Consider the following 25011-nt stretch of genomic DNA (forward strand, 5'->3'; position numbering starts at 1 on the left):
CCGTGTCCGCACCGGCGCCGGGGCGGCGCGAGAGCTGCGGGCGGGCGTCCCATCGCCCCGGGCCGGGCCACGGACACGACACGGCCCGGCACCCTGCGGGGTGCCGGGCCGGTGAACGGTTCGAGGGGGGGAGCGGAAGGTCTACGCGACGTTGACGCGTTGGCCGGGGGGCGCGGCCTCCAGCCAGGCGAGGAACCCCGTCAGGGCGTCCTCGCTCATCGCCAGCTCCACCGGGGTGCCGTCGTGCAGGCAGCTGAGGACGACGGCGTCGGAGAGCAGCGCCAGCTCCTCCTCGCCCTGCGGGGTACGGCGGCGGAGGACCTCGACGGCCTCACGCACGAGCAGTCGGCGCGGCCGGAGCGCGTAGGAGAAGACGCGGTACCACTCGACGCGGTCACCCCGGTAGCGGGCGATGCCGTAGCTCCAGCCCCTGCCGGTCGGCTCCTCGCTCTCCTCCTTGGGCACGTCCCAGCGCAGGCTGCAGTCGAACGTGCCGCCCGACCGCTGGATCAGCCGGCGGCGCAGCCCGAAGACGAACAGCGCCGTCAGCACCAGCGCCACGAACAGCCCGCACAGCACCAGGGCGAGGGTCACGTGTCACCGACCTCCTCGCATCTCCCCGCATGCCGCGCGCGGTGCGCGGATACGCCCTCCATGATGACTCAGCCGCGGACCGTCCCGGAGCAGCGCTCCGGAGCCGTCCGCGGCTGATTGACACGTACCCGCGGGTTCAGCGTGCGACCGCCACGGCCCGCAGGCGGACGTCGGCGCGTCGTTCCGCCGCCGCGTCCAGGTCCGACTTGGCCTTCTCGAGCGCCCGCTCCGCGCGCTCGACGTCGATCTCGTAACTCAGTTCGGCGATCTCGGCCAGCAGCGACAGCTTGTTGTCGGCGAACGAGATGAAACCGCCGTGCACCGCCGCGATCACGGTGCCGTCGCCGCTCTCACCGGTGGTGCGGATCGTGACCGGCCCGGACTCCAGCACGCCGAGCAGCGGCTGGTGACCGGGCATGACGCCGATCTCACCCGAAGAGGTGCGCGCGACGACCAGCCTGGCCTCGCCCGACCAGACCCGGCGGTCGGCGGCGACCAACTCGACGTGCAGCTCAGCCACAGTGGCTCCTCAAACTGGGATTTCTCAAGAATAGGGGGTACGGCGGGCGGGGGCCGGACCGGGTCCGGCCCCCGCCTTCCGCTGGGCCCGGGCGTCAGGAGACGCCGAGCTCCTTGGCCTTGGCCTTCAGGTCGTCCAGGCCACCGCACATGAAGAACGCCTGCTCGGGGAAGTGGTCGTACTCACCGTCGGCGATCGCGTTGAACGCGGCGATCGACTCGTCCAGCGGAACGTCCGATCCGTCGAGACCGGTGAACTGCTTCGCCGCGTGGGTGTTCTGCGACAGGAAGCGCTCGATACGACGGGCGCGGTGGACGGTGAGCTTGTCCTCCTCGCCGAGCTCGTCGATACCGAGAATGGCGATGATGTCCTGGAGGTCCTTGTACTTCTGCAGGATCCCCTTGACGCGGGAGGCGCACTCGTAGTGCTCCTGCGTGATGTAGCGCGGGTCCAGGATGCGGGACGTCGAGTCCAGCGGGTCCACCGCCGGGTAGATGCCCTTCTCCGAGATCGGACGGGAGAGCACCGTGGTGGCGTCCAGGTGGGCGAAGGTGGTCGCCGGGGCCGGGTCGGTCAGGTCGTCCGCGGGGACGTAGATCGCCTGCATCGAGGTGATCGAGTGACCACGGGTCGAGGTGATGCGCTCCTGGAGCACACCCATCTCGTCGGCCAGGTTCGGCTGGTATCCCACCGCGGAGGGCATGCGGCCCAGCAGCGTGGAGACCTCGGAGCCGGCCTGGGTGAAGCGGAAGATGTTGTCGATGAAGAACAGCACGTCCTGCTTCTGCACATCGCGGAAGTACTCCGCCATGGTCAGACCGGCCAGGGCGACGCGCAGACGCGTGCCCGGCGGCTCGTCCATCTGGCCGAAGACGAGGGCCGTCTGCGGGAGCACGCCCGACTCGGCCATCTCCTCGATGAGGTCGTTGCCCTCACGGGTGCGCTCGCCGACACCGGCGAACACGGAAACGCCCTCGTGCAGCTTGGCCACACGCATGATCATTTCCTGGATGAGGACGGTCTTGCCGACGCCGGCGCCGCCGAAGAGGCCGATCTTGCCGCCCTTGACGTACGGGGTCAGCAGGTCGACGACCTTCAGGCCGGTCTCGAACATCTCGGTCTTGGACTCGAGCTGGTCGAAGGCCGGGGCCTTGCGGTGGATCGCCCAGCGCTCGGTGACCTCGGACTCGGCCTCCGGCTCGTTGAGGATCTCGCCCAGGGTGTTGAACACGCGGCCCTTGGTGACGTCACCGACGGGGACGGTGATGCCGTCGCCGGTGTCGGTCACCGGGGCCTGGCGGACCAGGCCGTCGGTGGGCTGCATGGAGATGGCACGCACCAGGCCCTCGCCCAGGTGCTGCGCGACCTCCAGGGTCAGCGTCTTGGTGGTGCCTTCCTCGGCCGGGTCGGCGACCTGGACGGTGAGGGCGTTGTAGATGTCCGGCATCGCGTCGACGGGGAACTCCACGTCGACGACCGGGCCGATGACCCGCGCGACGCGGCCCGTCGCGACGGCCGTCTGAGCAGTGGTGGTCATAGTTATCGGTCACTCCCCGCAGAAGCGTCGGCCAGCGCGCTGGCACCACCGACGATCTCGCTGATTTCCTGGGTGATGTCGGCCTGGCGGGCCGCGTTGGCAAGCCGCGTGAGCGACTTGATGAGCTCTTCCGCGTTGTCGGTCGCCGACTTCATCGCCCGACGGCGGGCCGCGTGCTCGGAGGCGGCGGCCTGCAGCAGGGCGTTGTAGACCCGGCTCTCGACGTACCGCGGCAGCAGCGCGTCGAGCACCTCCTCCGCCGACGGCTCGAAGTCGTACAGCGGCTGGACGCGCTCGGCGGCCTTCTTGCCGGCCTCCGGCTCCGCGTCCGACGACTCCAGCGTGAGCGGCAGCATCCGGCGGTCGACCGGCTCCTGCGTCATCATCGAGACGAACTCGGTGAAGACGATGTGCAGCTCGTCGACGCCGCCGTCCGCGGTGTCCCGTCCGATGGCCTCGATGAGCGGCGCCGCGATCCTCTTGGCGTCCGCGTACACGGGGCTGTCGGTGAAGCCGGTCCAGGAGTCCGCGACGGTCTTCTCACGGAAGTTGTAGTACGCCACGCCCTTGCGGCCGACGACGTAGGTCACGACGTCCTTGCCCTCCGAGGAGAGCCGCTGGGTGAGCTGCTCCGCCGCCTTGATGGCGTTGGAGGAGTACCCGCCGGCCAGACCGCGGTCACTCGTCACGAGCAGCACGGCGGCCCGCTGCGGAGCCTCCACCTCGGTGGTCAGCGGGTGCTTGACCTCCGCGCCGCCCGCCACCGCGGTGACCGCGGCGGTGAGCTCCTCGGCGTAGGGCGTGGAGGCCGCCACCTGGCGCTGCGCCTTGACGATGCGCGAGGCGGCGATCATCTCCATCGCCTTGGTGATCTTCTTGGTGGCCTTGACGGACTTGATCCGCCGCTTGTAGACCCGGAGCTGGGCACCCATGCTCAGCCCTCGCCCAGAAGCTTGCCGTCCGAGGTCTCGAACTGCTTCTTGAAGGACTCGACGACCTCACGCAGCTTCGCCAGGGTGTCGTCCGACATCTTGGCGCCCTCGCGGATGCCGGTCATCAGGTCCTTGTGCTCGCGGTGGAGGAAGTCCAGCAGCTCCTTCTCGAAGCGGCGGACGTCCGCGACCGGGACGACGTCCATCAGACCGTTGGTGCCGGCCCAGATGGAGACGACCTGGTCCTCGGTCGGGTACGGCGCGTACTGGCCCTGCTTGAGCAGCTCCACCATGCGCTGGCCCCGCTCCAGGGCGGACTTCGAGGCGGCGTCCAGGTCCGAACCGAAGGCGGCGAACGCCTCCAGCTCACGGAACTGGGCCAGGTCCACGCGGAGCCGGCCGGAGACCTGCCGCATGGCCTTGTGCTGCGCGGAGCCACCGACACGGGAGACGGAGATACCGACGTTCAGCGCCGGGCGCTGGCCCGCGTTGAAGAGGTCCGACTCCAGGAAGCACTGGCCGTCGGTGATGGAGATGACGTTGGTCGGGATGAACGCCGACACGTCGTTGGCCTTGGTCTCGACGATCGGGAGGCCGGTCATCGAACCGGAGCCCATCTCGTCGGAGAGCTTGGCGCAGCGCTCCAGCAGCCGGGAGTGCAGGTAGAACACGTCGCCCGGGTAGGCCTCGCGGCCCGGCGGGCGGCGCAGCAGCAGGGAGACGGCGCGGTAGGCGTCGGCCTGCTTGGACAGGTCGTCGAAGATGACCAGGACGTGCTTGCCCTGGTACATCCAGTGCTGGCCGATGGCCGAGCCGGTGTAGGGCGCCAGGTACTTGAAGCCCGCCGGGTCGGACGCCGGGGCGGCGACGATGGTCGTGTACTCCAGGGCGCCGGCCTCCTCCAGCGCGCCGCGCACGCTGGCGATGGTGGAGCCCTTCTGGCCGACCGCGACGTAGATGCAGCGGACCTGCTTGCTCGGGTCGCCGCTCGCCCAGTTGGCCTTCTGGTTGATGATCGTGTCGACCGCGAGCGCCGTCTTGCCGGTCTGCCGGTCGCCGATGATCAGCTGACGCTGGCCACGGCCGATCGGGGTCATGGCGTCGACGGCCTTGTAGCCGGTTTCCATCGGCTCGTGCACCGACTTGCGCTGCATGACCGTGGGGGCCTGCAGCTCCAGCGCGCGGCGGCCGTCGGTCTCGATCTCCCCGAGACCGTCGATCGGGTTGCCCAGCGGGTCGACGACCCGGCCGAGGTAGCCCTCGCCCACCGCCACCGAGAGGACCTCGCCGGTGCGGCGCACCGTCTGGCCCTCCTCGATGCCGCTGAACTCACCGAGGACAACCGCACCGACCTCGCGCTCTTCGAGGTTCAGAGCGAGGCCGAGCGTGCCGTCCTCGAACTTCAGCAGCTCGTTCGCCATGGCCGAGGGCAGACCCTCGACCTTCGCGATGCCGTCACCGGCAACGCTGACCGTCCCGACCTCTTCGCGCGAGGCCGCGTCCGGCGTGTACGACTGGACAAAGTTCTCCAGCGCGTCCCGGATCTCATCCGGCCGGATCGTGAGCTCCGCCATCTGGGTTCCCTGCTCTCCTTGTTGGGCCCGTATGTATCTGCTACGGCCCAACTCGGGCCGCTACGTACTGCTTGTTGAGTTGGTGGTGACCGGCCGGCTCAGCCGGCCATCCGCCGCTCGACCTCTTCGAGGCGGGCGGCCACGCTGCCGTTGATGACGTCGTCACCGATGCGCACCGTGATCCCGCCGAGGACCGCCGGGTCCACGTCGAGGTTCAGGTGCACCTCCCGGCCGTAGAGGCGGGTCAGGGCGGCGCCGAGGCGCTGCTTCTGCCCGTCACTCAGCGGAACCGCGGAGGTGACGACCGCGACGGAGCGGTCGCGACGCTCGGCGGCCAGCTGGGAAAGGGCCTCCAGGCCACCTTCCAGGCTACGGCCTCGCGGCTGACCGACCAGGCGGATCACCAGGCGCTCGGTGGCGGGCTGGGCCCGGCCCCCCAGCAGCCGGTGCAGCAGCTCGGTCTGCGCGCTCTTGAGCGACGCGTCGCCGACCTTGCCGCTGAGCGCCGACCGCAGCTCCGCGGAGGAGGCGACGATCCGGCCGAACCGGAACAGCTCGTCCTCCACGTCACCGAGCGTGCCCGCCCGGTCCGCGGCGACCAGGTCGGCGCTGTCCGCGAGCTGCTCGACGGCGTCCACCAGGTCACGCGAGCGCGACCAGCGGGCGCGGACCATGCCGGAGACCAGGTCAACGGCCTCACCGCTGACCTGGCCGCCCAGCAGACGGCCCACAAGCCCGGCCTTCGCCTCGCCGGCCTGCGCCGGGTCGGTGAGCGTCCGGCGCAGGCGCACCTCACGGTCGAGCAGCGTGGTGACGGAGGCCAGCTCGTCGGCGAGCAGCGTCGCGTCGACGGACGTGTTGTCCGTCAGCGCGTTCAGCCGCTCCCGCGCGTCGGCCAGTGCCTCGCGACTCGCTCCGTTCATCGGGCGGCCCCGGTCTCGGCCTTGGCCTCCAGGTCGTCCAGGAAGCGGTCGATGGTGCGGCTCTGCCGGGCGGTGTCCTCAAGGGACTCCCCGACGAGCTTCCCGGCCAGGTCGGTGGCGAGCTTGCCCACGTCCTGGCGCAGCGCCTGCGCGGCCTGCTTGCGGTCGGCCTCGATCTGGGTGTGACCGGCGGCGATGATCTCCTCACGCTGCCGCTGGCCCTCCGCACGCATCTCGGCGATGAGCGCGGCACCCTGCTCCTGCGCCTCCTGGCGCAGACGCGCGGCCTCGTGCCGGGCCTCGCTCAGCTGAGCCCGGTACTCCTCCAGCGTCTGCTGCGCCTCGGCCTGGGCAGCCTCGGCCTTCTCGATGCCCCCCTCGATCGCCTCACGCCGCTCGTCCAGGGCCTTGTTGATGGCCGGGAGGAGCTTCTTGGAGAAGACGAAGAAGACGATGCCGAAGGCGAGCAGGCCGATGACGACCTCAGGCCAGACCGGAAGCAGCGGATTCTGCGGGTCCTCGGCTGCCAGGTACATCATGATGGACCTTTCGTCGAAATAAGGCTGCGGTCCGCTCAGGTAAGGATGAACGGAACGACGAAGCCGATCAGGGCCAGGGCCTCGACGACCGCGAAGCCGAGCAGCATGTTCTGGCGGATGAGGCCGGCGGCCTCGGGCTGGCGGGCGATGGCCTGCACACCGTTACCGAAGATGATGCCGACGCCGACACCGGGGCCGATGGCGGCGAGGCCGTAACCGATGGTGCCGACGTTGCCTTCAACGGCCGCGAGGGTCTCGAGAGCAGCAGACATTCCGTTGGTTCCTTCTCTTGGTGGGCCGGTGGGTGGTTGGTCCACCGGACGACTTGGGGGTTGGGCGGGTGGCTCGGTGGCGCGGGGCCGCTACCTCAGTGGGCCTCTTCGAGCGCCTGGGAGAGGTAGGTGGCGGTCAGCACCGTGAACACGTAGGCCTGCAGTGCCTGGATGAAGAGCTCGAAGACCGTCAGCACGATCGTCATGGCGAACGAGGCCGTGGCGTAGACGGTGCCGAGGACGGTGCCGAGCATGTACCAGGTGGCGATCGTGAAGATGAGGATCAGCACGTGACCGGCGAACATGTTCGCGAAGAGTCGCACGGCGAGGGTGAAGGGCCGGACGAAGATGTTCGACACGAACTCGATCGGCGTCAGGATGACGTAGATCGGCTTCGGGAGGCCGCTGGGCACGCACAGGTTGCGGATGCCGCCGACGAACCCGTTGGTCTTGAACGTCACCGTCATGTAGGTGGCCCAGACGACGATCGCGAGACCGGCCGGGTAGGCGATGACGGAGGTCACGGGGAACTGGGCGACCGGGATGAGGGCCCAGAGGTTCATCATCCAGACGAAGAAGAACAGCGAGACCAGCAGCGGGACGAACGGCTCGCCCTTCTTGCCGATCACCTCGCGTGCGATGCCCTTGCGGACGAACTCGTAGCCCGCCTCGGCGACCATCTGGAGTTTGCCGGGCACGACCTTCGGGTTGGAGAAGGCCATCCAGAAGAAGGTCAGGATGATGGCCGTGCCGAGGACCGCCAGCAGCATCGGCTTGTTGAAATCGATCCCGCCGACCGTGAACATCGGGTCGAAGATGAACGACCACACGCTCGGGGCCTCGAAGCCACAGCCTTTGAACAGGTGGCAGTCGGTCTCGAAGGCGAGCAACTGGTCACTACTCACCGCGAGCTCCTTCGGTCGGACGCATAGGTACGGCTACCTCGATGTGTCGGCGTGGCGCAGGCCACGGAGCGGCACTGGACTGGGTATCGCGGGAGGCAGAACCGGCCGGCGCGACGGCAGGGCGGCTCGCAGCAGGAAGATGGGGAGCACGCGACGCTGTCCCGCACAGCGCACGCTCCCTCGCTCGCCACCCTCTCGGCGTCGGACCATAGCAGTCCACCGAGGGGGTCTTTATATCGCCCCTACTTTCGGCGCATGCGCGGACGGCGCTCATGCACGTGGCTCCGCGTCCGCGGACCGGCCGGAGTCGGACGGCTCGACGTACAGCTGCTTCACACGCGTGTGGGTCCAGGCCTGCGCCGCGAGCCACACCAGCAGGCAGGCGAGAACGGTGAGACCGAAAACGCGCCCGTCCATCCAGGTCGCGTCCCGGAACAGGAGCAGGAGGACGAGCATGACGCCGACCTGCGTCGTGTAGACGAGGAATCCGGCGCCCAGGAGGAGCTGCGGCCACGCCTCACCGATGCGGCTGATCGCGTAGAGGCCGAGACCGAAGAAGGCGATGACCACGACGGTGCCGAGCGCCGCTCCCAGCGCACCCTCGGCACCCGCGACGGCCGCGCCGACGAGGACGCCGACCAGCCCGGCGCATGCCGTGGGAATCGCGGCGCCGCGGAGAATCCGGGCGTCGTTCGACTGCATAGGTTGCTGCTCCAGCGGGGAACGGGGGGTGTGACGTGACCGTGTGGCCGAGCGTAACCGGCGGTGCGGAGTGCGCGGATCGCGGCCCCTGTGCGGGGCTCGCCGATCACCTCACCGGCTCTCGTGAACGGTATCACAAACTATTTGATGAGGTCTTTACCAAGTTGGTGTGCCAGGCGTCACACTTGAGAGTGCACACCCTCATCCGTGCACTGACCGGACGATCACGTACGGGAGTTGACATCGCGGTGACGTGAGGGTCGACGGTCGGTGAGGGCGGTGGAGCCGTGGGGGCGGGCGGCCGGGCCGCCCGAGCGCGTCACGCCGACGGGCTCGGGGGCCGCGTCGTCCAGGGGTTCGGCCCGCTCCGCCCCGCGGGGACGGCGGTAGCGCGGGGGGACGAGGCGGTCGGCCCAGCCGGGGACGCGCGGCGTGAAGCGCGGCAGCAGCAGGACGACGAGTCCGGCCGCGCACAGGGCGACGACCGCGAGAACGATCACCAGGCTGCGCGACTTGACCGAGAAGGCGACGGCACCGAACGCGATCAGCGCGGACCAGAAGTACATGGTGATCACGGCGCGGCTGTGCGAGTGCCCGATCTCCAGCAGCCGGTGGTGGAGGTGGCCCCGGTCGGCGGCGAACGGCGACTGGCCCTGCCAGGTCCGCCGGACGACGGCGAGCAGCAGGTCGGCGACCGGCACCGCGAGGATCGTCAGCGGCAGCAGCAGCGGCATGTACACCGGCACCGTGGCCTTGACCGCCGACTTCTCCGAGCCCTCGAACAGCCGCAGCGCGTCCGGGTCGACCTGGCCGGTGATGGAGACCGCACCGGCCGCGAGCACGAGCCCGATCAGCATCGAGCCGGAGTCGCCCATGAAGATGCGGGCCGGGTGCATGTTGTGCGGCAGGAAGCCGAGGCACATGCCCATGAGCACGGCGGAGAAGAGCGTCGCGGGGGCGGCCGCCTCGATGCCGTAGCTGTACCAGATCCGGTAGGCGTACATGAAGAACGCCATCGCGGCGATGCACACCATGCCGGAGGCCAGGCCGTCCAGACCGTCCACGAAGTTCACGGCGTTGATGGTGATGACGACGAGGGCCACGGTCAGCAGCGTGCCCTGGAGCGGGGTGATGCCGACCATGCCGACGGTAGGGATGGGGAGCCACAGGATCGTCAGGCCCTGCCAGACCATGACACCGGCGGCGATCATCTGGCCGCCCAGCTTGACCAGGGCGTCCACGCCCCACTTGTCGTCCAGCACACCCAGCAGCCAGATGATGCCCGCGCCCGCCAGGAGCGCCCTCGGTTCATCGGAAAGCGTGAAGACGTCACCGATGTTGGTGAGTTGCGAGGCCACCAGGAGACCGGCGCACAGGCCGCCGAACATGGCGATGCCGCCCAGGCGCGGGGTGGGCTCACGGTGCACGTCGCGGGCCCGGATCTGCGGCATCGCGCCGGCCGCGATGGCGAACTTCCGGACCGGACCGGTCAGCAGGTAGGTGACCGCGGCCGTGACGCACAACGTCAGCAGATATTCCCGCACGGGCTCCCCAGAGGATGCATGGGCGACGTGGGCCCCGAAGGCCCACAGACTACGACACGGTGAGGACGGCGGCCGGTTCCCCGGCCCGTCGTGCCCACGACCCTACGCGGGCGCGGGCACCCCGGTCAGCGCGGTGACGACCGGGTCGAGCGCGAGGCTGATCTCCTCCCCCACGCTGCGGAAGTACGTGATCGGCGCTCCGTACGGATCGTAGACCTCGTCCGCCTCGGCGCTGGGCGCCTGGAGCCACCCCCGCAGGGCCGCGGCCGCCTGCACCAGGGCGCGGGCACGCTCCGCGACGCCGCCCGGCGAGGCGGCGTCCGGCAGGCTGGCGGCGTCGATGGCCCGCACCAGCCGGGTGAACTCCTTGAGCGTGAACGTACGGAGTCCCGCCGAGTGGCCCATGGAGATGACCTGGGCCCGGTGGTCGCGGGTCGCCGTCAGCACCAGGTCGGCGCGGATGACGTGCTCGTCCAGGAGCTCCCGGCCGAGGAAGCCGACCGGGTCGGCGCCGTAGTCGGTGAGCACCGTCGCGGCGTGCTCCTCCATCGGCGCGCCCTCGTGCCCCCAGGTGCCGGCGCTCTCCACCAGCAGCCCACCGACCAGCTCCCCGTCCAGCCGCGCCGCGAGGGCATGGCGGGTCAGCCGCTCGGTGATCGGCGAGCGGCACACGTTGCCGGTGGAGACGTGGAGGATGCGGAAAGGCCGGCCGGCCGGGACCGTCGTCGGTATCCCACGCCCTTCAGGCGCGGTCAACTGGCCTCCTCGAGGTCCGGCACCACCGCGCGCAGCTCCGCCGCGCTGAGGGCCCCGGCGCGCAGCAGCACCGGGACCTTCCCGGTGACGTCGACGATCGAGGAGGGCACGGTGTCGGGCGTGGGCCCGCCGTCCAGGTAGACGGCCACCGAGTCCCCGAGCATCCGCTCGGCGGCGTCGCAGTCCTGCGGCGCGGGGTGGCCCGTGAGGTTGGCCGAGGAGACGGCCATGGGCCCGACGTCCGTCAGCAGCTCGATGGCCACCGGGTGCAGCGGCATCCGGACGGCGACCGTGCCGCCGGTCTCCCCGAGGTCCCACGTCAGGGACGGCTGGTGCCGGGCGACGAGGGTGAGCGCGCCCGGCCAGAAGGCGTCCACGAGCTCCCAGGCCGCCTCCGAGAAGTCGGTGACCAGGCCGTGCAGGACGTTCGGGGAGCCGACGAGCACCGGCGAGGGCATGCCCCGGCCGCGGCCCTTGGCCTCCAGCAGGTCGGCGACGGCCTCGGGGGTGAAGGCGTCGGCACCCACGCCGTAGACGGTGTCGGTGGGCAGCACGACCAGCTCACCCCGGCGGACGGCGGAGGCGGCCTCCCGCAGCCCGGTCTTCCGGTCGGTTGCTTCGGTGCAGTCGTAGCGCCGTGCCATTACGGCACCTCCCTGCGGGCTGTGGCGAATCGCGGACGGTTGTTGAGATCGGGGTGGTCGGCGGCGTCGGCCCAGCCGCGGTCCTCGGCGAAGATCCACGGCACCTGGCCGCCCTGGGTGTCGGCGTGCTCGACGACGACGAGGCCGCCGGGCCGCAGCAGCCGGTGCGCGGTGCGCTCCAGGCCCCGGATGAGGTCGAGCCCGTCCTCACCGGAGAAGAGGGCGAGCTGCGGGTCGTGGTCGCGGGCCTCGGGGGCGACGTACTCCCACTCGGTGAGCGGGATGTAGGGCGGGTTGGAGATCACGAGGTCGACCTGGCCGTCCAGCTCGGGCAGCGCGGTGCGGGCGTCGCCGTGGTGGAGGCGGACCCGGGAGCCCTCGGTGTTCCGGCGGGCCCAGTGCAGGGCGCCCTCGTCGAGCTCCACGGCGTGCACCCGCGAGCGGGGCACCTCCTGGGCGAGGGCGAGCGCGATGGCGCCGGAACCGGTGCACAGGTCGACGATGAGCGGTTCGGCGACGTCCATCGCCCGGACGGCGTCTATCGCCCAGCCGACCACCGACTCCGTCTCCGGGCGCGGCACGAACACGCCGTGGCCCACGTGCAGTTCGAGGTAGCGGAAGAAGGCGCGCCCGGTGATGTGCTGGAGCGGTTCGCGGGCCTCCCGGCGCGCGACGACCTCCCAGTAGCGGGCGTCGAAGTCCGCGTCCGTGACGCGGTGCAGTTCGCCGCGCCGGACGCCGTGCACGAACCCGGCCAGCTCCTCGGCGTCGAAGCGCGGCGAGGGCACTCCGGCGTCGGCGAGGCGCTGTGTGGCCTGGGCGACCTCCGCCAGCAGCACGCTGCGCGCGGTCTGCGGATGCGGGGATCGCCCGCCGGGAGACTGCTCCATCTGTTCCTCACCCGTCCCCTGTGTGCGCTCAGCCCGCCGCGGCCAGCTTGGCCGCGGCGTCGGCGTCCACACACGCCTGGATGACGGCGTCGAGTTCGCCGTCGAGCACCTGGTCCAGGTTGTACGCCTTGAACCCGACCCGGTGGTCGGAGATCCGGTTCTCCGGGAAGTTGTAGGTGCGCACCCGCTCGGAGCGGTCCACGGTGCGGACCTGGCTGCGGCGCGCGTCCGACGCCTCGCGCTCCGCCTCCTCCTGGGCGGCGGCCAGCAGCCGGGCCCGCAGGATGCGCAGGGCCTGCTCCTTGTTCTGGAGCTGGCTCTTCTCGTTCTGGCAGGAGACGACGATGCCGGTCGGCAGGTGCGTGATGCGGACGGCGGAGTCCGTGGTGTTGACGGACTGACCGCCCGGCCCGGAGGACCGGTAGACGTCGATGCGCAGGTCGTTCGCGCTGATCTCCACGTCCACGTCCTCGGCCTCGGGGAGGACGAGCACCCCGGCGGCGGAGGTGTGGATGCGGCCCTGGGACTCGGTGGCGGGCACGCGCTGGACCCGGTGCACGCCGCCCTCGTACTTCAGCCGGGCCCAGACGCCCTGGCCGGGCTCGGCGTTCGCCTTGGCCTTCACGGCGACCTGGACGTCCTTGTAGCCACCGAGGTCGGAGCCCGTCGCCTCGATGATCTCCGTCTTCCAGCCCCGGCGCTCCGCGTAGCGCAGGTACATGCGCAGGAGGTCTCCGGCGAAGAGGGCGGACTCGTCGCCGCCCTCGCCGGCCTTGACCTCCAGGATCACGTCCTTGTCGTCGCTCGGGTCGCGCGGGACGAGGAGGAGGCGCAGGCGGTCCGTGAGCTCCTCGCGGCGCACCTCCAGCTCCTTCACCTCGCCGACGAACTCCGGGTCGTCCGCGGCCAGTTCGCGGGCCGTCTCGATGTCCTCACCGGTGCTCCGCCAGGTCCGGTACACGCCGACGATCGGCGTCAGCTCCGCGTAGCGCTTGTTGAGCCTGCGCGCACGCGCCTGGTCGGCGTGGATCGACGGGTCGGCGAGCTGCCGCTCCAGGTCGGCGTGCTCGCCGATCAGTTCCTCGACCGCCTCGAACATCGGGCTTTCCTCACTGGAAGAAACGGGGCGAACAGAGCGAAGGGAGGGGGCGTACGGCGACGACAAAGCGCCGGTCCCGCACCGCCGTGGGGCGGCTGCGGGAACCGGCGCTGAGGGTCGCTACTTGGCCCCGGCCTTCTTGCCGAAGCGGGCCTCGAAGCGGGCCACGCGGCCACCGGTGTCGAGGATCTTCTGCTTGCCGGTGTAGAAGGGGTGGCACTCGGAGCACACGTCGGCGCGGATCGTGCCGTCCTGGACGGTGCTGCGGGTGGTGAACGACGCGCCACAGGTGCAGCTGACCTGGGTCTCGACGTACTCGGGGTGGATGTCGCGCTTCACGGTCTCTCCTAGGTATCGGGAGGGCGCCGGGTCGCCGTCGCGGGATGCGGGGCGTGAACCGGGGCCGACGGTCCAGTCTGCCATCACTGGCCGCACCGGCAAAAACGAGGTGCCGCCGCCGGATATTCCCGCCGCTCGGCGGGCTCCACGGGGCTCCGCACGGACGAGGGGCCGCCCGGGTGGGGCGGCCCCTCGTGGCCCGTCGAATCGTGGCCCGTGGGGCCCGTGGGGCCCGTGGGACGACGTACGGCGCTGACGCGGTCGTCAGTCGTTGTTGCCCGGGGACGGGGTGTTCTTCTGGATCTGCATGAGGAACTCGGCGTTCGACTTGGTCTGCTTCATCTTGTCCAGCAGCAGCTCGATGGCCTGCTGCTGGTCCAGGGCGTGCAGCACCCGGCGCAGCTTCCAGACGATGGCCAGCTCGTCGCTGCCCATCAGGATCTCCTCCTTGCGGGTGCCGGACGCGTCCACGTCCACCGCCGGGAAGATGCGCTTGTCGGCGAGCTTCCGGTCGAGCTTGAGCTCCATGTTGCCGGTGCCCTTGAACTCCTCGAAGATCACCTCGTCCATCCGCGAGCCGGTCTCGACGAGCGCGGTGGCGAGGATCGTCAGGGAGCCGCCGTCCTCGATGTTGCGGGCGGCGCCGAAGAACTTCTTCGGCGGGTAGAGCGCCGTGGAGTCCACACCGCCGGAGAGGATGCGTCCGGAGGCGGGGGCCGCCAGGTTGTAGGCGCGGCCCAGGCGCGTGATGGAGTCCAGCAGGACGACCACGTCGTGGCCGAGCTCGACGAGGCGCTTGGCCCGCTCGATGGCCAGCTCGGCGACCGTCGTGTGGTCCTCGGCGGGGCGGTCGAAGGTCGAGGAGATGACCTCGCCCTTCACCGACCGCTGCATGTCGGTGACCTCTTCCGGACGCTCGTCGACGAGGACGACCATCAGGTGGCACTCGGGGTTGTTGCGGGTGATGGCGTTGGCCACCGCCTGCATGATCATCGTCTTGCCGGTCTTCGGCGGGGCCACGATCAGACCGCGCTGTCCCTTGCCGATGGGCGAGACGAGGTCGATGATCCGGGTCGTCAGCGAGCCCGGGTCGTGCTCCAGGCGCAGCCGCTCCTGCGGGTACAGGGGGGTGAGCTTGGTGAAGTCCGGGCGTCCGCGGCCGGTTTCGGGCGACATGCCGTTGACCGAGTCGAGCCGGACGAGCGCGTTGAACTTCTCGCGCCGCTCGCCCTCGCGGGGCTGCCGCACCGCGCCGGTGACGTGGTCGCCCTTGCGCAGACCGTTCTTGCGGACCTGGGCCAGGGAGACGTACACGTCGTTCGGGCCCGGCAGGTAGCCGGAGGTCCGCACGAACGCGTAGTTGTCGAGGATGTCGAGGATGCCCGCGACGGGGATCAGGACGTCGTCCTCGGCGACCTGCGGCTCGAACTGCTCGTCGCGGTTGCGGCGGCCCCGGCGGTCGCGGTAGCGGCCCCGGCGACCGCGGCGGCCGCCGTCGAAGTCGTCGTCGTCGCGGTGGTCGCCGCGCTGACGGCCGGCTCCCTGGCCGCCGCCCTGCTGGCCGCCCTGGCCGCCGTCGCCCTTGCCGCCGCCGTCGCCCTTCCGGCGGTCGCGCTGGCGGTCCCGCTTGCTCTGGCGGTCCTGCTGCTGACCACCCTGGTTCTGCTTGCCGTCGCCGCCCTTGCCGCCGTCGGCCCGGCCGCCGTCGCCCTTGCCGCCGCCGTCGCCCTTGCCCTCGGCGGTGTCGGCGGCGCTCTCGGCCTTGGCCTGACCGCCCTGGGCGCCCTGGCCGCTCCGGTCGGCCTTCTCGGCACGCTCGGTCCGCGCCGCGCCCTCGGCGGGCTGCTCGTTCTTCCGGCGGCCGCCCTGGTCGTCGCTGACGGGCTGGCCGGGAATGTCGATCTGCTGCTCGGCCGGGGAGTCGGCGGTCTCGTTCCGAGTCTCCTTGGCGTGCTGACCGGTGTCCCCGGCGTCCCCGGTACGGGTCCGCGAGGTGGCGCGACGCTTCGGCTTGGCCTCGGTGGCGCTCGGGGCGGCGGCCTCACCGTCGCCGGCGGGGGTGCTCCGGCCGCCCGCGGCCTCGGCCTGCTTCTCCTTGATGACCTCGATCAGCTGGCTCTTGCGCATCCGCGCGGTGCCCCTGATACCGAGGCCGGAAGCGACCTGCTGCAGCTCCGCCAGGACCATGCCCTCAAGGCCGGTGCCGGAACGGCGCCGCCGTCCGGCGGTACCGGAAGGTGCACCGGTGGCAGGCGCGGCAGAGGCGTCCGTGGCAGGCGCGTCGGCGTTCACGCCCATCAGATCGGTGGTGTCGCTCACGAAGGGTCCTTCCCTGGAGCGGACGTCGGCCTGTCTGGCTCGGCGACCGGTTGTGCTGTCCGGCTGCGGCCCTGGTTGGGAGGACCGTGCCGGGGCGGTGGTCCCGCCTGTGCGTACGGCGGAGAGATCAATTCGTCAAACACATCGAACACGTCGAACCCGTCGACCACATCGAGTGGGTGCGCACGTGCGTGGCGCGAGGCGCGGCAGGCTCTGCCTGCGTGGATCGCGCCGGTTCCGGGGCAGGCTGGCCACAACTCCGCATGCTGCTCGGACAGTGTGGGTGGCTCCCGGAAGAAGGGGTGGCCCCGGAAGGGGACGCTGTGCACCGCACCGGTGTGGCTGCGGATGCAGACTTGAGGTTAACACTACCGGGTCCTTCAAACATTCCCCCTCTCCAGCACCGGCAATCGTGTCACTGCCCCTGCCCCGTGCGGACGGATTCCGCCTCCGTGCCGGTGCGCGGGGCGGGGTCGGCGCCCCCGCCGCTGTTCAGCGGCAGGACTTCGGCGCCGGACAGGTCGAGATCCAGCCGGTTCGCGGTCCAGCCGGCGCCGGCGGCCCGGGCGATCCGCTCCGCCTTCCGGGCCGTTCCGTCGCCGGTCAGGGCCAGGACGGTGGGACCGGCACCGGAGATGACGGCGGGGACGCCCTCGGCGCGCAGGCGCGCGACGAGTTCCACGCTGTCGGCCATCGCGGGGGCCCGGTACTCCTGGTGGAGCCGGTCCTCGGTCGCGGGCAGCAGCAGGTCGGGACGGCGCGTGAGGGCCTCGACGAGGAGGGCCGCCCGGCCGGCGTTCGCGGCGGCGTCGACGTGCGGGACCATGCGCGGCAGAAGGCCCCGGGCGGCTTCGGTGAGCACCGGCTTGCCGGGCACGAAGACGACGGGGACGAGGCCGGGCGACGGGTCCATGCGCAGGGCGCGGGCGGCTCCGGCGTCCGTCCAGGCGAGCGTGAAGCCGCCGAGCAGGCAGGCGGCGACGTTGTCGGGGTGGCCCTCGATCTCGGTGGCCAGCTCCAGCAGGGCCGTGTCGTCCAGCTTCTCGGGCCCGCCGGTCGTCACCGCGCGGGCGGCGACGATCCCGGCGCAGATGGCCGCCGAGGACGAGCCGAGGCCCCGTCCGTGCGGGATGCGGTTGGCGCAGACGATCTCCAGGCCGCGCGGCTGTCCACCGAGCACCTCGAAGGCCGTGCGCAGGGAGCGGACGAGGAGGTGGCTCTCGTCGCGGGGCAGGGTGTCGGCGCCCTCACCGGCGATGTCGATGTGCAGCCCCGCGTCGGCGACGCGGACGACGACGTCGTCGTACAGGCCCAGGGACAGGCCGAAGGCGTCGAAGCCGGGCCCGAGGTTGGCGCTGGTGGCGGGCACCCGTACCCGGACGGCGGCGGCGCGGAAGGCTGGACCGGCCATCGCTCGATGACTCTCCTTGGTCGGTGGACGTGCAACGCCCCGGGTGGCCGCCGTGGGGTGCGGCTTCCTGGGTGCCGCGACAGCGCGCGGCAGTGGCCCCTGGCACATGCGTGCGCGGCGGGCGGGGATGACAACAGCCTATCGAAGGAAGGTTCAGTGGCTCCACAGGGCGCACGGGAGGCGCACGATGCGTGTCGTGCACCGACCCGTGCATCCACTGGCGGGTCCACCGCACCGGCCGGGGAAGGGCAGGGTGGTACGGGGGCTGCCGGGCCGCTCAGGCCAGGCCGAGGCGCGCGGCGGCCGCCGCCGCGTCCACCGGGACGGTGACGGGCTGCGGGGCCCCGGCGACGGCCCAGTCCGGGTCCTTGAGCCCGTTGCCCGTCACCGTGCAGACGACGCGCTGCCCGGGGTCGACGCGTCCGGCCTCGGCGGCCTTCAGCAGCCCGGCGACGGAGGCGGCCGAGGCGGGCTCGACGAAGACGCCCTCCTGGGCGGACAGGAGCCGGTAGGCGGCGAGGATCTGACGGTCGGTCACCTCGTCGATCAGGCCGCCCGAGGCGTCCCGTGCGGCCTCGGCGAACTCCCAGGAGGCGGGGTTGCCGATGCGAATCGCGGTGGCGATGGTCTGCGGGTCCTTGACCGGCTCGCCGCGCACGATGGGGGCCGCGCCGGAGGCCTGGAAGCCCCACATGCGCGGGGTGTGCGTGGCGAGGCCGTCGGCGGCGTACTCCTGGTAGCCCTTCCAGTACGCGGTGATGTTCCCGGCGTTGCCGACGGGGAGGACGTGCAGGTCGGGAGCGTCGCCGAGGCGGTCGACGATCTCGAAGGCGGCCGTCTTCTGCCCCTCGATGCGTACCGGGTTCACGGAATTGACCAGCGCTACCGGGTAGTTGTCGGACAGGCCGCGCGCGAGGGTGAGGCAGTCGTCGAAGTTGCCGTCGACCTGGAGGATCTTCGCGCCGTGGACGAGGGCCTGCCCCATCTTCCCGAGTGCGATCTTGCCCTGCGGGACGAGCACCGCGCAGACGATCCGCGCCCGGACCGCGTAGGCGGCGGCGGAGGCGGAGGTGTTGCCGGTGGAGGCGCAGATGACGGCCTTGGCGCCCTCCTCCTTGGCCCGGGTGATCGCCATCGTCATCCCGCGGTCCTTGAAGGAGCCGGTGGGGTTGGCACCCTCGACCTTGAGATATACGTCACACCCGGTGCGTTCGGAGAGCACCTGGGCGTGGACGAGGGGCGTGCCGCCCTCGCCCAGGGAGACCACCGGAGTGGCGTCGTCGACCGGCAGCCGGTCGCGGTACTCCTCGATGATGCCCCGCCACTGGTGGGTGGCGGCGGCGGGGGCGCCTACGGTTGCGGACATCTCTCTCATTCCCCTTCGACCCGCATGATGCTCGCCACGCCGCGGACGGTGTCCAGTCGGCGCAGCGCCTCGACGGTCGCGCTGAGGGCGGCGTCGGATGCTCGGTGGGTGACGACGACCAGGGAGGCGTCACCGGCGACGCCCTCCTTGCCCTGCTGGCGGACGGTGTCGATCGACACCCCGTGCTCGGCGAAGACGAGCGCGCACTGGGCCAGCACGCCGGACTTGTCGGCGACGTCGAGGCTGACGTGGTAGCGCGTGACGACCTCGCCCATCGGGCTGACCGGCAGCTGGCTGTAGGCCGACTCCCCGGGCCCGCGGGCGCCGCTCAGCTTGTTGCGGCACGCGGCGACGAGGTCGCCCAGCACGGCCGAGGCGGTGGGCGAGCCCCCAGCGCCGGGGCCGTACAGCATGAGCTGCCCGGCCGCCTCCGCCTCGACGAACACCGCGTTGTACGCCTCGTGGACGGAGGCCAGCGGGTGGCTGAGCGGAATCATGGCCGGGTGGACGCGGGCGGTGACGCTGCGGCCGTCGGCCGCGCGCTCGCAGATGGCGAGCAGTTTGACGGTGCAGCCCATGCGGCGCGCGGAGGCGATGTCGGCGGCGGTGACCTCGGTGATGCCCTCGCGGTGGACGTCGTCCAGGCCGACGCGGGTGTGGAAGGCGATCCCGGCGAGGATGGCGGCCTTGGCGGCGGCGTCGAAGCCCTCGACGTCCGCCGTCGGGTCGGCCTCGGCGTAGCCGAGCGCGGTGGCCTCGTCCAGGGCCTCCGCGTACCCGGAGCCCTGGGTGTCCATCCGGTCGAGGATGAAGTTGGTCGTGCCGTTGACGATGCCGAGCACACGGTTGACCGTGTCCCCCGCCAGCGACTCCCGCAGGGGGCGCACCAGCGGGATCGCCCCGGCGACGGCGGCCTCGTAGTAGAGGTCCGCACCGTGCTTCTCGGCGGCCTTGTGCAGGGTCGGCCCGTCCTCGGCGAGCAGCGCCTTGTTGGCCGACACGACGCTGGCGCCGTGCTCGAACGCCGAGGTGATCAGCGTCCGGGCCGGCTCCAGTCCGCCGATGACCTCCACGACGACGTCGACGTCCTCCCGGGCGACGAGCGCTGCGGCGTCCGTGGTGACCAGGTGCTCCGGCACGCCCGCGCGCACCCGGCCGGGGCGGCGGACGGCGATGCCGGCCAGTTCCACGGGGGCGCCGATGCGGGCGGCGAGGTCGTCCGCGTGCGTCGTCATCAGGCGCGCCACCTCGGAGCCGACCACTCCACAGCCCAGCAGCGCTACCCTCAGCGGACGCGTACGCATCATCTGACCTCGATTCTCGTCAATGTCGGTGCTACAAGTCTCACCCACCGGACCGGGCTTTCCCTGCGGGGTCCAGCATGTGAAATGTCCTTCTCACGGTGTGTTCGGACGCGCGTTCCCGCGGGTGCGGTCCGGCCTGGACGCGGGGCCTGCTCACCCCACGTCGAGCCGCAGCAGGTCCTCCTCGGTCTCCCGCCGGACGATGACGCGGGCGGCGCCGTCGGCCACGGCGACGACGGGCGGGCGCGGCACGTGGTTGTAGTTGCTCGCCATCGACCGGCAGTAGGCGCCGGTGGCGGGGACCGCCAGCAGGTCGCCGGGTGCCAGGTCGGCGGGGAGGAAGGCGTCCCGCACGACGATATCGCCGCTCTCGCAGTGCTTGCCCACCACCCGGCTGAGCATCGGCTCGGCGGTGGAGGCGCGCGACGCGAGGGCCACGCTGTACTCGGCGTCGTAGAGCGCGGTGCGGATGTTGTCGGACATGCCGCCGTCCACGCTCACGTAGGTGCGCAGCTGCGGCAGCGGCTTGACGGTGCCGACCTCGTAGAGGGTGAACGTGGTGGGCCCGGAGACGGCGCGGCCCGGCTCGACGGACAGCCGGGGCACGGTCAGGCCGGCCAGCTCGCACTCGCGGCGCACGATCTCGCCCAGCGACTTGGCGATCTCGTGCGGCTCCTTCGGGTCGTCCTCGGCCGTGTAGGCGATGCCGAGGCCGCCGCCGAGGTCGATCTCGGGCAGCTCGACGCCGTGCTCGTCGCGCACGTCCCTGAGCAGCCCGACGACGCGGTGGGCGGCCACCTCGAAGCCGGAGGTGTCGAAGATCTGCGAGCCGATGTGCGAGTGGACGCCGAGCAGCTCCAGCGCGTCGAGCTTCAGGGCGCGGCGTACCGCCTCGGCGGCCTGTCCCCCGGCCAGCGGGATGCCGAACTTCTGGTCCTCGTGGGCGGTGGCGATGAACTCGTGGGTGTGCGCCTCGACGCCGACGGTGACGCGGATCTGCACCTTCTGGCGCACGCCCAGCTCGGCGGCGAGGTGCGCGACGCGGGCGATCTCCTGGAAGGAGTCGACGACGATCCGTCCGACCCCCGCCTCCACGGCGCGGTGCAGCTCGGCGGCGGACTTGTTGTTGCCGTGCAGGGCGATGCGCTCGGGCGGCATGCCGGCGGCCAGGGCGGTGGCCAGCTCGCCGCCGGTGCAGACGTCGAGGTTCAGCCCCTCCTCGCGCAGCCAGCCCACGACGGCACGGCACAGGAAGGCCTTGCCCGCGTAGAACACGTCGGCGTCGTCCCCGAACGCCTCCCGCCAGGCCCGGCAGCGGGCCCGGAAGTCGGCCTCGTCGAGGAAGTAGGCGGGTGTGCCGAACTCGGCGGCGAGGTCCACGACGCTCATGCCGCCGACGGTGAGCACGCCGTGCTCGTCGCGGGTGGCGGTGTGCGGCCACACGGGGGCGGCCAGGGCGTTGAGGTCGGCGGGCGGCGGGGTGTAGTGGCCCTCGGGCAGCACGTCGGCGTGGCGGGGCCCGGCGGGGTGGGCGGAACGGCTCATGGCTTGCTCGTGTGTCCCCTCAGAGATGGTCGGGTGCGCTGATGCCGAGCTGGGTCAGGCCGCCGGCCAGCACCGTCCCGGTGGCCTCGGCGAGGGCCAGGCGGGCGCGGTGGGCGGCCTCGGGTTTCTCGTCCCCGACGGGCAGGACCGAGCGCTCCGCAGGCGCGTACAGCACGTCCAGGAAGGCGTCGGCGGTCCGCACGAGGTGCCGGGCGAGGGCGGGTCCCGCGAGGCGGGCGGCGTCGGCGAGGAGCGCGGTCAGGGCCTGCTCGGCGGCGCCGGGCAGGGCCTCCGGCCGGGCCGTGAGGCCGAGGGCGCGGGCCCCCTCGCACAGCGCGACGGTGCGCGCGCGGGCGTACTGGACACGGAAGAGGGGGCTGCACGGGCGGCGCGCGAACGTCGGCGGCTCGCCGGTGAGCGCGGCCCAGCGCGCGGCGTCGCGGGCCGGGTCCTCGGGCAGCGTCGCGGGGCGGGGGCGGGCCAGCAGCGCGGCGACGAGGCCGGCGCCCCGGTCGGCCAGGGTGATGTTCAGGAAACCGGGCCCGCGGACCTCCACCCGGGCGATGCCGGGCTCGGCGGCGAGGCGCTCCCGCAGGACGGCGGCGACCTCGGCGGCGGACCGGCCCGAGCCGGCGGCCAGGCGCAGGGCGAGGTTGGAGGCGTAGTCGGCGTCGCCGTGCGGGGGGCGTCGCAGGGTGACGCGGTCCGGCGGCTCGGCGGGGTCGGGCAGCGCTCCCTCGGCGACGGCACGGCTCCACGCGTGCCGCACGGTGCGGGAGAGCTGCGCGGGGGTCACGGGGCCAGCGTAAGGAGCGCGGGGCGAACCAGGCGAATCCGTTTCAGCCTCAGGGACGCCTGACCACGTAGGCCGCATCGTCGAACACGGAGCGCGACGGGGGGAGCTGCGGGGGCACGCCGGGCGTCCGGAGAGCGGGGTGCTCCCGGGACGTGCCCCCGCCGTGGCGCAGGCGGCGCACGAGGCGGACGAGCTCGGCCGGCTCGAAGGGCTTGGCCAGGTAGGCGTCCACGCCGCGTCCGGAACCGGACCGGGAGGAGGCGCTGACGATGGCGACGGGGATGTGCCGGGTGCGCGGGTCGGCGTGGAGCTGCTCGGCCGTGCGCAGCCCGTCCAGCCGGGGCATGGCCACGTCGAGGGTGATGACGTCGGGGCACACGTCGTGGACGACGTCCAGGCACTCGGCACCGTCGGCCGCGGTCAGCACCTCGAAGCCGTCCAGTTCGAGGTTGACCCTGATCAGCTGCCGGATCACCGTGCTGTCGTCGACCACCAGCACCCGGCCGGATGCACCTGCCACCCCGTCAGGGTAGGTGGCCCTGAGTGAAACCGTCCGGCTTTTCCGCTTTTCCGCCCGGACGGGACGCCGGGGCCGGGACCGCCGGAGCGGGGGCGTGCGGCTCAGGTCCGCCAGACGGCGGCCACGGCGTCGACGCACGCGGCGGCCTGGGCCCGTCCGGCGCGGGCCGCCGGGCCGCGGCGGGCCGGGTCGAGCGGGTTGCGTCCGAACGCCGCGCGGGCCGCCGCGTCCGGGATCACGACGGCCACCTCGGTGCCCGCCGCCCGCAGGCCCTCCACCTGGTCCCGCAGGGTGGGCATCGGGCCGACGGCCCGGTGCATCGGCGCCAGCACGATCACCCGTTCGCAGCCCTCGGCGAGGTCGGCGTTGACGAGGGAGCGTGCGCCCCCGTCGATCCAGTGGCGCCCGCCGATGGCGACGGGCGGCCACACGCCGGGCACCGCGCAGCTGGCCGCCACGGCGTCGACGAGCTCCGCGCCCCCGTCGGCGTCGAACACCCGGAACGCGCCGCTCTCCGCGTCCACCGCCGTGACGAGGAGCCGCCGCTGCGGCCAGCGCCGCGACGGCAGTCGCGTCCCGATGACGGTGCGCTGGTCGGCGACGTCGTGCGTGGGGGCGGCCAGGGCGATGCGGCCCAGTCGCACGCCGAGGTCGGCCGCGCTCCGGGACCGGCGGAAGGCCAGGGCGAAGCGGCCGAGTGTCACCGGCCCGACCCGGGCCGCGTGCCGCTGCCCTCCGCCCCGGGCCGGGGCTCCGTCCCGGGCCGGGGCCTGCGCGCCGGACGGAGGGGCGGGGTGCCCCTGGGCGCCCGGCTGCGGGCGGGGCCGCGCGGAACCCAGCTGCCGGGCGTACAGCTCGTCCAGCGTGCACAGGCCCGAGGTGATCTGCGCCCCGACGAGGGACCCGGCCGACGTGCCGATCACGACGTCGGCGTCGCTCACGTCGCAGCCCGCTTCGGCCAGTCCGGTCAGGAGTCCCGTCTCCCAGCCGATCCCGGTCATCCCGCCACCGCCCAACACCAGTGCCGTTCGGCCCATTTCACCCCTCCACCGCCCGCCCGGGAACTCCCGCGGGGCGCATGACGTTGGGGGCGGGGGCGACCCCGCCCGCATCGGTGGCGACCCCCGGTCCGGGGCCCGTCGCGCCGCACCATAGGTTCTTCCACAGGAAGGCCTCGAACTCAATCCGTGAAGGCTGTGCATGCACTCCTTGAATCTGGCCCTGGAAGGCGAGCCCACCGGCGGCATCGCGGGCTGGGCCACCTCTCTGGTGGAGACCATGGGCGGCCCGGGCGCCGGCCTGGCGATCGCGCTGGAGAACCTCTTTCCCCCCCTTCCCAGTGAGATCATCCTGCCGCTGACCGGTTTCGCCGCCGGGCAGGGCGTCCTCTCACTGGCCTCCGCGCTGTTCTGGACGACGCTCGGCTCCGTCGTCGGGGCCGTGGCCCTGTACTGGATCGGCGCGCTGCTCGGCCGGGACCGCATGTTCGCCGTGTGGGACCGGCTGCCGCTGGTCAAGACGGCCGACCTGGTGCGCACGGAGGAGTGGTTCGCCAAGCACGGCAAGAAGGCGGTGTTCCTCGGCCGGATGGTGCCGGTCTTCCGCAGCCTGATCTCGGTTCCCGCCGGTGTGGAGCGCATGTCGGTGCCCACGTTCCTGCTGCTGACCACGCTCGGCAGCGCGATCTGGAACACCATCCTGGTCCTGGCCGGTTACTGGCTGGGCGACCAGTGGCACGTCGTCGAGCAGTACGTCGGGGTGCTCTCCAAGGTCGTGATCGGCCTCACCGCCGTCGCGCTGATCGTCTTCCTCGCCCGCCGCATGCGGCCGGCCTCGGGACGTCACCGGCGCTCCTGAGCCGCACGGCTCGTCGCAGCACGCGGGGGCGTGCCCGGTGACCCGGGCACGCGTCGCAGCACGCGGGGGCGTGCCCGGTGACCCGGGCACGCCCCCGCGGTGTTTCGTCACGGGCCCGCGGGT

The 25011-nt window shown here is 72.1% G+C and carries 25 protein-coding genes; 1 reads left to right on the forward strand and 24 read right to left on the reverse strand.

Annotation, left to right across the window (positions count from 1 at the left end; translation table 11 throughout):
• Positions 1-141: 141 nt before the first annotated feature.
• From IF129_RS21855 to IF129_RS21970, 24 genes are all read right to left on the reverse strand, one after another.
• Positions 142-594, reverse strand: coding sequence for a DUF2550 domain-containing protein (locus IF129_RS21855; protein ID WP_191211485.1), 453 nt, complete (start codon positions 592-594; stop codon positions 142-144).
• 136 nt (positions 595-730) lie between these two features.
• Positions 731-1114, reverse strand: coding sequence for a F0F1 ATP synthase subunit epsilon (locus IF129_RS21860; protein WP_191211486.1), 384 nt, complete (start codon positions 1112-1114; stop codon positions 731-733).
• 94 nt (positions 1115-1208) lie between these two features.
• Positions 1209-2651: a F0F1 ATP synthase subunit beta gene (gene atpD / locus IF129_RS21865; RefSeq protein WP_191211487.1), complete on the reverse strand. Its 1443-nt coding sequence runs from the start codon at positions 2649-2651 to the stop codon at positions 1209-1211.
• 2 nt (positions 2652-2653) lie between these two features.
• On the reverse strand, positions 2654-3583 hold the full coding sequence (locus tag IF129_RS21870; protein ID WP_191211488.1) for a F0F1 ATP synthase subunit gamma: 930 nt from the start codon (positions 3581-3583) through the stop codon (positions 2654-2656).
• 2 nt (positions 3584-3585) lie between these two features.
• Positions 3586-5157 carry a F0F1 ATP synthase subunit alpha gene (gene atpA / locus IF129_RS21875; RefSeq protein WP_191211489.1) on the reverse strand — a complete coding sequence of 524 codons (1572 nt, stop codon included), beginning with the start codon at positions 5155-5157 and terminating at the stop codon, positions 3586-3588.
• A gap of 98 nt (positions 5158-5255) precedes the next feature.
• Positions 5256-6080, reverse strand: coding sequence for a F0F1 ATP synthase subunit delta (locus IF129_RS21880; RefSeq protein WP_191211490.1), 825 nt, complete (start codon positions 6078-6080; stop codon positions 5256-5258).
• Entirely contained in the window at positions 6077-6619 is a 543-nt protein-coding gene (locus IF129_RS21885; protein ID WP_191211491.1) for a F0F1 ATP synthase subunit B, read from the reverse strand. The genes IF129_RS21880 and IF129_RS21885 overlap by 4 nt, the downstream gene beginning before the upstream one ends.
• A gap of 35 nt (positions 6620-6654) precedes the next feature.
• Positions 6655-6891, reverse strand: coding sequence for an ATP synthase F0 subunit C (atpE, locus tag IF129_RS21890; protein ID WP_191211492.1), 237 nt, complete (start codon positions 6889-6891; stop codon positions 6655-6657).
• A 95-nt stretch (positions 6892-6986) separates the two neighbouring features.
• Entirely contained in the window at positions 6987-7796 is an 810-nt protein-coding gene (gene atpB, locus IF129_RS21895; protein ID WP_191211493.1) for a F0F1 ATP synthase subunit A, read from the reverse strand.
• A gap of 270 nt (positions 7797-8066) precedes the next feature.
• Complete coding sequence (locus tag IF129_RS21900) at positions 8067-8498, reverse strand: hypothetical protein (RefSeq protein WP_191211494.1); 432 nt, start codon at positions 8496-8498, stop codon at positions 8067-8069.
• Between the two features lie 224 nt (positions 8499-8722).
• Positions 8723-10042 (reverse strand): MraY family glycosyltransferase, encoded by a 1320-nt coding sequence (locus IF129_RS21905; RefSeq protein WP_191211495.1) that lies wholly within the window; start codon positions 10040-10042, stop codon positions 8723-8725.
• 102 nt (positions 10043-10144) lie between these two features.
• Positions 10145-10798, reverse strand: a complete 654-nt coding sequence (locus tag IF129_RS21910; protein ID WP_191211496.1) for an arsenate reductase/protein-tyrosine-phosphatase family protein — start codon at positions 10796-10798, stop codon at positions 10145-10147.
• Entirely contained in the window at positions 10795-11442 is a 648-nt protein-coding gene (locus tag IF129_RS21915) for an L-threonylcarbamoyladenylate synthase (protein ID WP_191211497.1), read from the reverse strand. Before IF129_RS21915 ends, IF129_RS21910 begins: the two co-directional genes overlap by 4 nt.
• Positions 11442-12332, reverse strand: a complete 891-nt coding sequence (gene prmC / locus IF129_RS21920; RefSeq protein ID WP_191211498.1) for a peptide chain release factor N(5)-glutamine methyltransferase — start codon at positions 12330-12332, stop codon at positions 11442-11444. Before prmC ends, IF129_RS21915 begins: the two co-directional genes overlap by 1 nt.
• A 28-nt stretch (positions 12333-12360) precedes the next feature.
• Positions 12361-13431 (reverse strand): peptide chain release factor 1, encoded by a 1071-nt coding sequence (prfA, locus tag IF129_RS21925; RefSeq protein ID WP_191211499.1) that lies wholly within the window; start codon positions 13429-13431, stop codon positions 12361-12363.
• A gap of 120 nt (positions 13432-13551) precedes the next feature.
• Positions 13552-13770: a 50S ribosomal protein L31 gene (gene rpmE, locus IF129_RS21930; protein ID WP_191211500.1), complete on the reverse strand. Its 219-nt coding sequence runs from the start codon at positions 13768-13770 to the stop codon at positions 13552-13554.
• 264 nt (positions 13771-14034) lie between these two features.
• A complete protein-coding gene (rho, locus tag IF129_RS21935; protein ID WP_191211501.1) occupies positions 14035-16089 on the reverse strand; it encodes a transcription termination factor Rho in 2055 nt (684 codons plus the stop codon).
• 415 nt (positions 16090-16504) lie between these two features.
• Entirely contained in the window at positions 16505-17500 is a 996-nt protein-coding gene (thrB, locus tag IF129_RS21940; protein WP_191211502.1) for a homoserine kinase, read from the reverse strand.
• Between the two features lie 277 nt (positions 17501-17777).
• Positions 17778-18866, reverse strand: coding sequence for a threonine synthase (gene thrC, locus IF129_RS21945; RefSeq protein WP_191211503.1), 1089 nt, complete (start codon positions 18864-18866; stop codon positions 17778-17780).
• A 5-nt stretch (positions 18867-18871) separates the two neighbouring features.
• The gene (locus tag IF129_RS21950) at positions 18872-20173 is read right to left on the reverse strand and encodes a homoserine dehydrogenase (protein ID WP_191211504.1); all 1302 of its coding nucleotides are present in this window, start codon (positions 20171-20173) and stop codon (positions 18872-18874) included.
• Between the two features lie 150 nt (positions 20174-20323).
• Positions 20324-21715 (reverse strand): diaminopimelate decarboxylase, encoded by a 1392-nt coding sequence (lysA, locus tag IF129_RS21955; RefSeq protein WP_191211505.1) that lies wholly within the window; start codon positions 21713-21715, stop codon positions 20324-20326.
• A gap of 19 nt (positions 21716-21734) precedes the next feature.
• Entirely contained in the window at positions 21735-22511 is a 777-nt protein-coding gene (locus IF129_RS21960) for a DALR anticodon-binding domain-containing protein (protein ID WP_191211506.1), read from the reverse strand.
• Positions 22512-22560: 49 nt separating this feature from the next.
• Positions 22561-23031: a response regulator gene (locus IF129_RS21965; protein WP_191211507.1), complete on the reverse strand. Its 471-nt coding sequence runs from the start codon at positions 23029-23031 to the stop codon at positions 22561-22563.
• Positions 23032-23132: 101 nt separating this feature from the next.
• Positions 23133-24068, reverse strand: coding sequence for a patatin-like phospholipase family protein (locus IF129_RS21970; protein WP_191211508.1), 936 nt, complete (start codon positions 24066-24068; stop codon positions 23133-23135).
• Between the two features lie 163 nt (positions 24069-24231).
• Between IF129_RS21970 and IF129_RS21975 the strand changes: the two genes are divergently transcribed.
• The gene (locus IF129_RS21975; protein ID WP_191211509.1) at positions 24232-24888 is read left to right on the forward strand and encodes a DedA family protein; all 657 of its coding nucleotides are present in this window, start codon (positions 24232-24234) and stop codon (positions 24886-24888) included.
• Positions 24889-25011 lie beyond the last annotated feature (123 nt).

Source organism: Streptomyces chumphonensis (genome assembly GCF_014779715.1).
Taxonomy (GTDB): domain Bacteria; phylum Actinomycetota; class Actinomycetes; order Streptomycetales; family Streptomycetaceae; genus Streptomyces; species Streptomyces chumphonensis.

Excerpts from the sequence above, each read along its gene's own strand:
- IF129_RS21950 (WP_191211504.1), bottom strand. The coding sequence starts at position 20,173 with ATGATGCGTACGCGTCCGCTGAGGGTAGCGCTGCTGGGCTGTGGAGTG.
- IF129_RS21870 (WP_191211488.1), bottom strand. The coding sequence starts at position 3,583 with ATGGGTGCCCAGCTCCGGGTCTACAAGCGGCGGATCAAGTCCGTCAAG.
- atpA (WP_191211489.1), bottom strand. The coding sequence starts at position 5,157 with ATGGCGGAGCTCACGATCCGGCCGGATGAGATCCGGGACGCGCTGGAG.
- atpD (WP_191211487.1), bottom strand. The coding sequence starts at position 2,651 with ATGACCACCACTGCTCAGACGGCCGTCGCGACGGGCCGCGTCGCGCGG.
- IF129_RS21975 (WP_191211509.1), top strand. The coding sequence starts at position 24,232 with ATGCACTCCTTGAATCTGGCCCTGGAAGGCGAGCCCACCGGCGGCATC.
- lysA (WP_191211505.1), bottom strand. The coding sequence starts at position 21,715 with ATGAGCCGTTCCGCCCACCCCGCCGGGCCCCGCCACGCCGACGTGCTG.
- prmC (WP_191211498.1), bottom strand. The coding sequence starts at position 12,332 with ATGGAGCAGTCTCCCGGCGGGCGATCCCCGCATCCGCAGACCGCGCGC.
- IF129_RS21915 (WP_191211497.1), bottom strand. The coding sequence starts at position 11,442 with ATGGCACGGCGCTACGACTGCACCGAAGCAACCGACCGGAAGACCGGG.
- IF129_RS21970 (WP_191211508.1), bottom strand. The coding sequence starts at position 24,068 with ATGGGCCGAACGGCACTGGTGTTGGGCGGTGGCGGGATGACCGGGATC.
- IF129_RS21880 (WP_191211490.1), bottom strand. The coding sequence starts at position 6,080 with ATGAACGGAGCGAGTCGCGAGGCACTGGCCGACGCGCGGGAGCGGCTG.
- thrC (WP_191211503.1), bottom strand. The coding sequence starts at position 18,866 with ATGTCCGCAACCGTAGGCGCCCCCGCCGCCGCCACCCACCAGTGGCGG.
- IF129_RS21900 (WP_191211494.1), bottom strand. The coding sequence starts at position 8,498 with ATGCAGTCGAACGACGCCCGGATTCTCCGCGGCGCCGCGATTCCCACG.
- thrB (WP_191211502.1), bottom strand. The coding sequence starts at position 17,500 with ATGGCCGGTCCAGCCTTCCGCGCCGCCGCCGTCCGGGTACGGGTGCCC.
- atpE (WP_191211492.1), bottom strand. The coding sequence starts at position 6,891 with ATGTCTGCTGCTCTCGAGACCCTCGCGGCCGTTGAAGGCAACGTCGGC.
- prfA (WP_191211499.1), bottom strand. The coding sequence starts at position 13,431 with ATGTTCGAGGCGGTCGAGGAACTGATCGGCGAGCACGCCGACCTGGAG.
- IF129_RS21885 (WP_191211491.1), bottom strand. The coding sequence starts at position 6,619 with ATGATGTACCTGGCAGCCGAGGACCCGCAGAATCCGCTGCTTCCGGTC.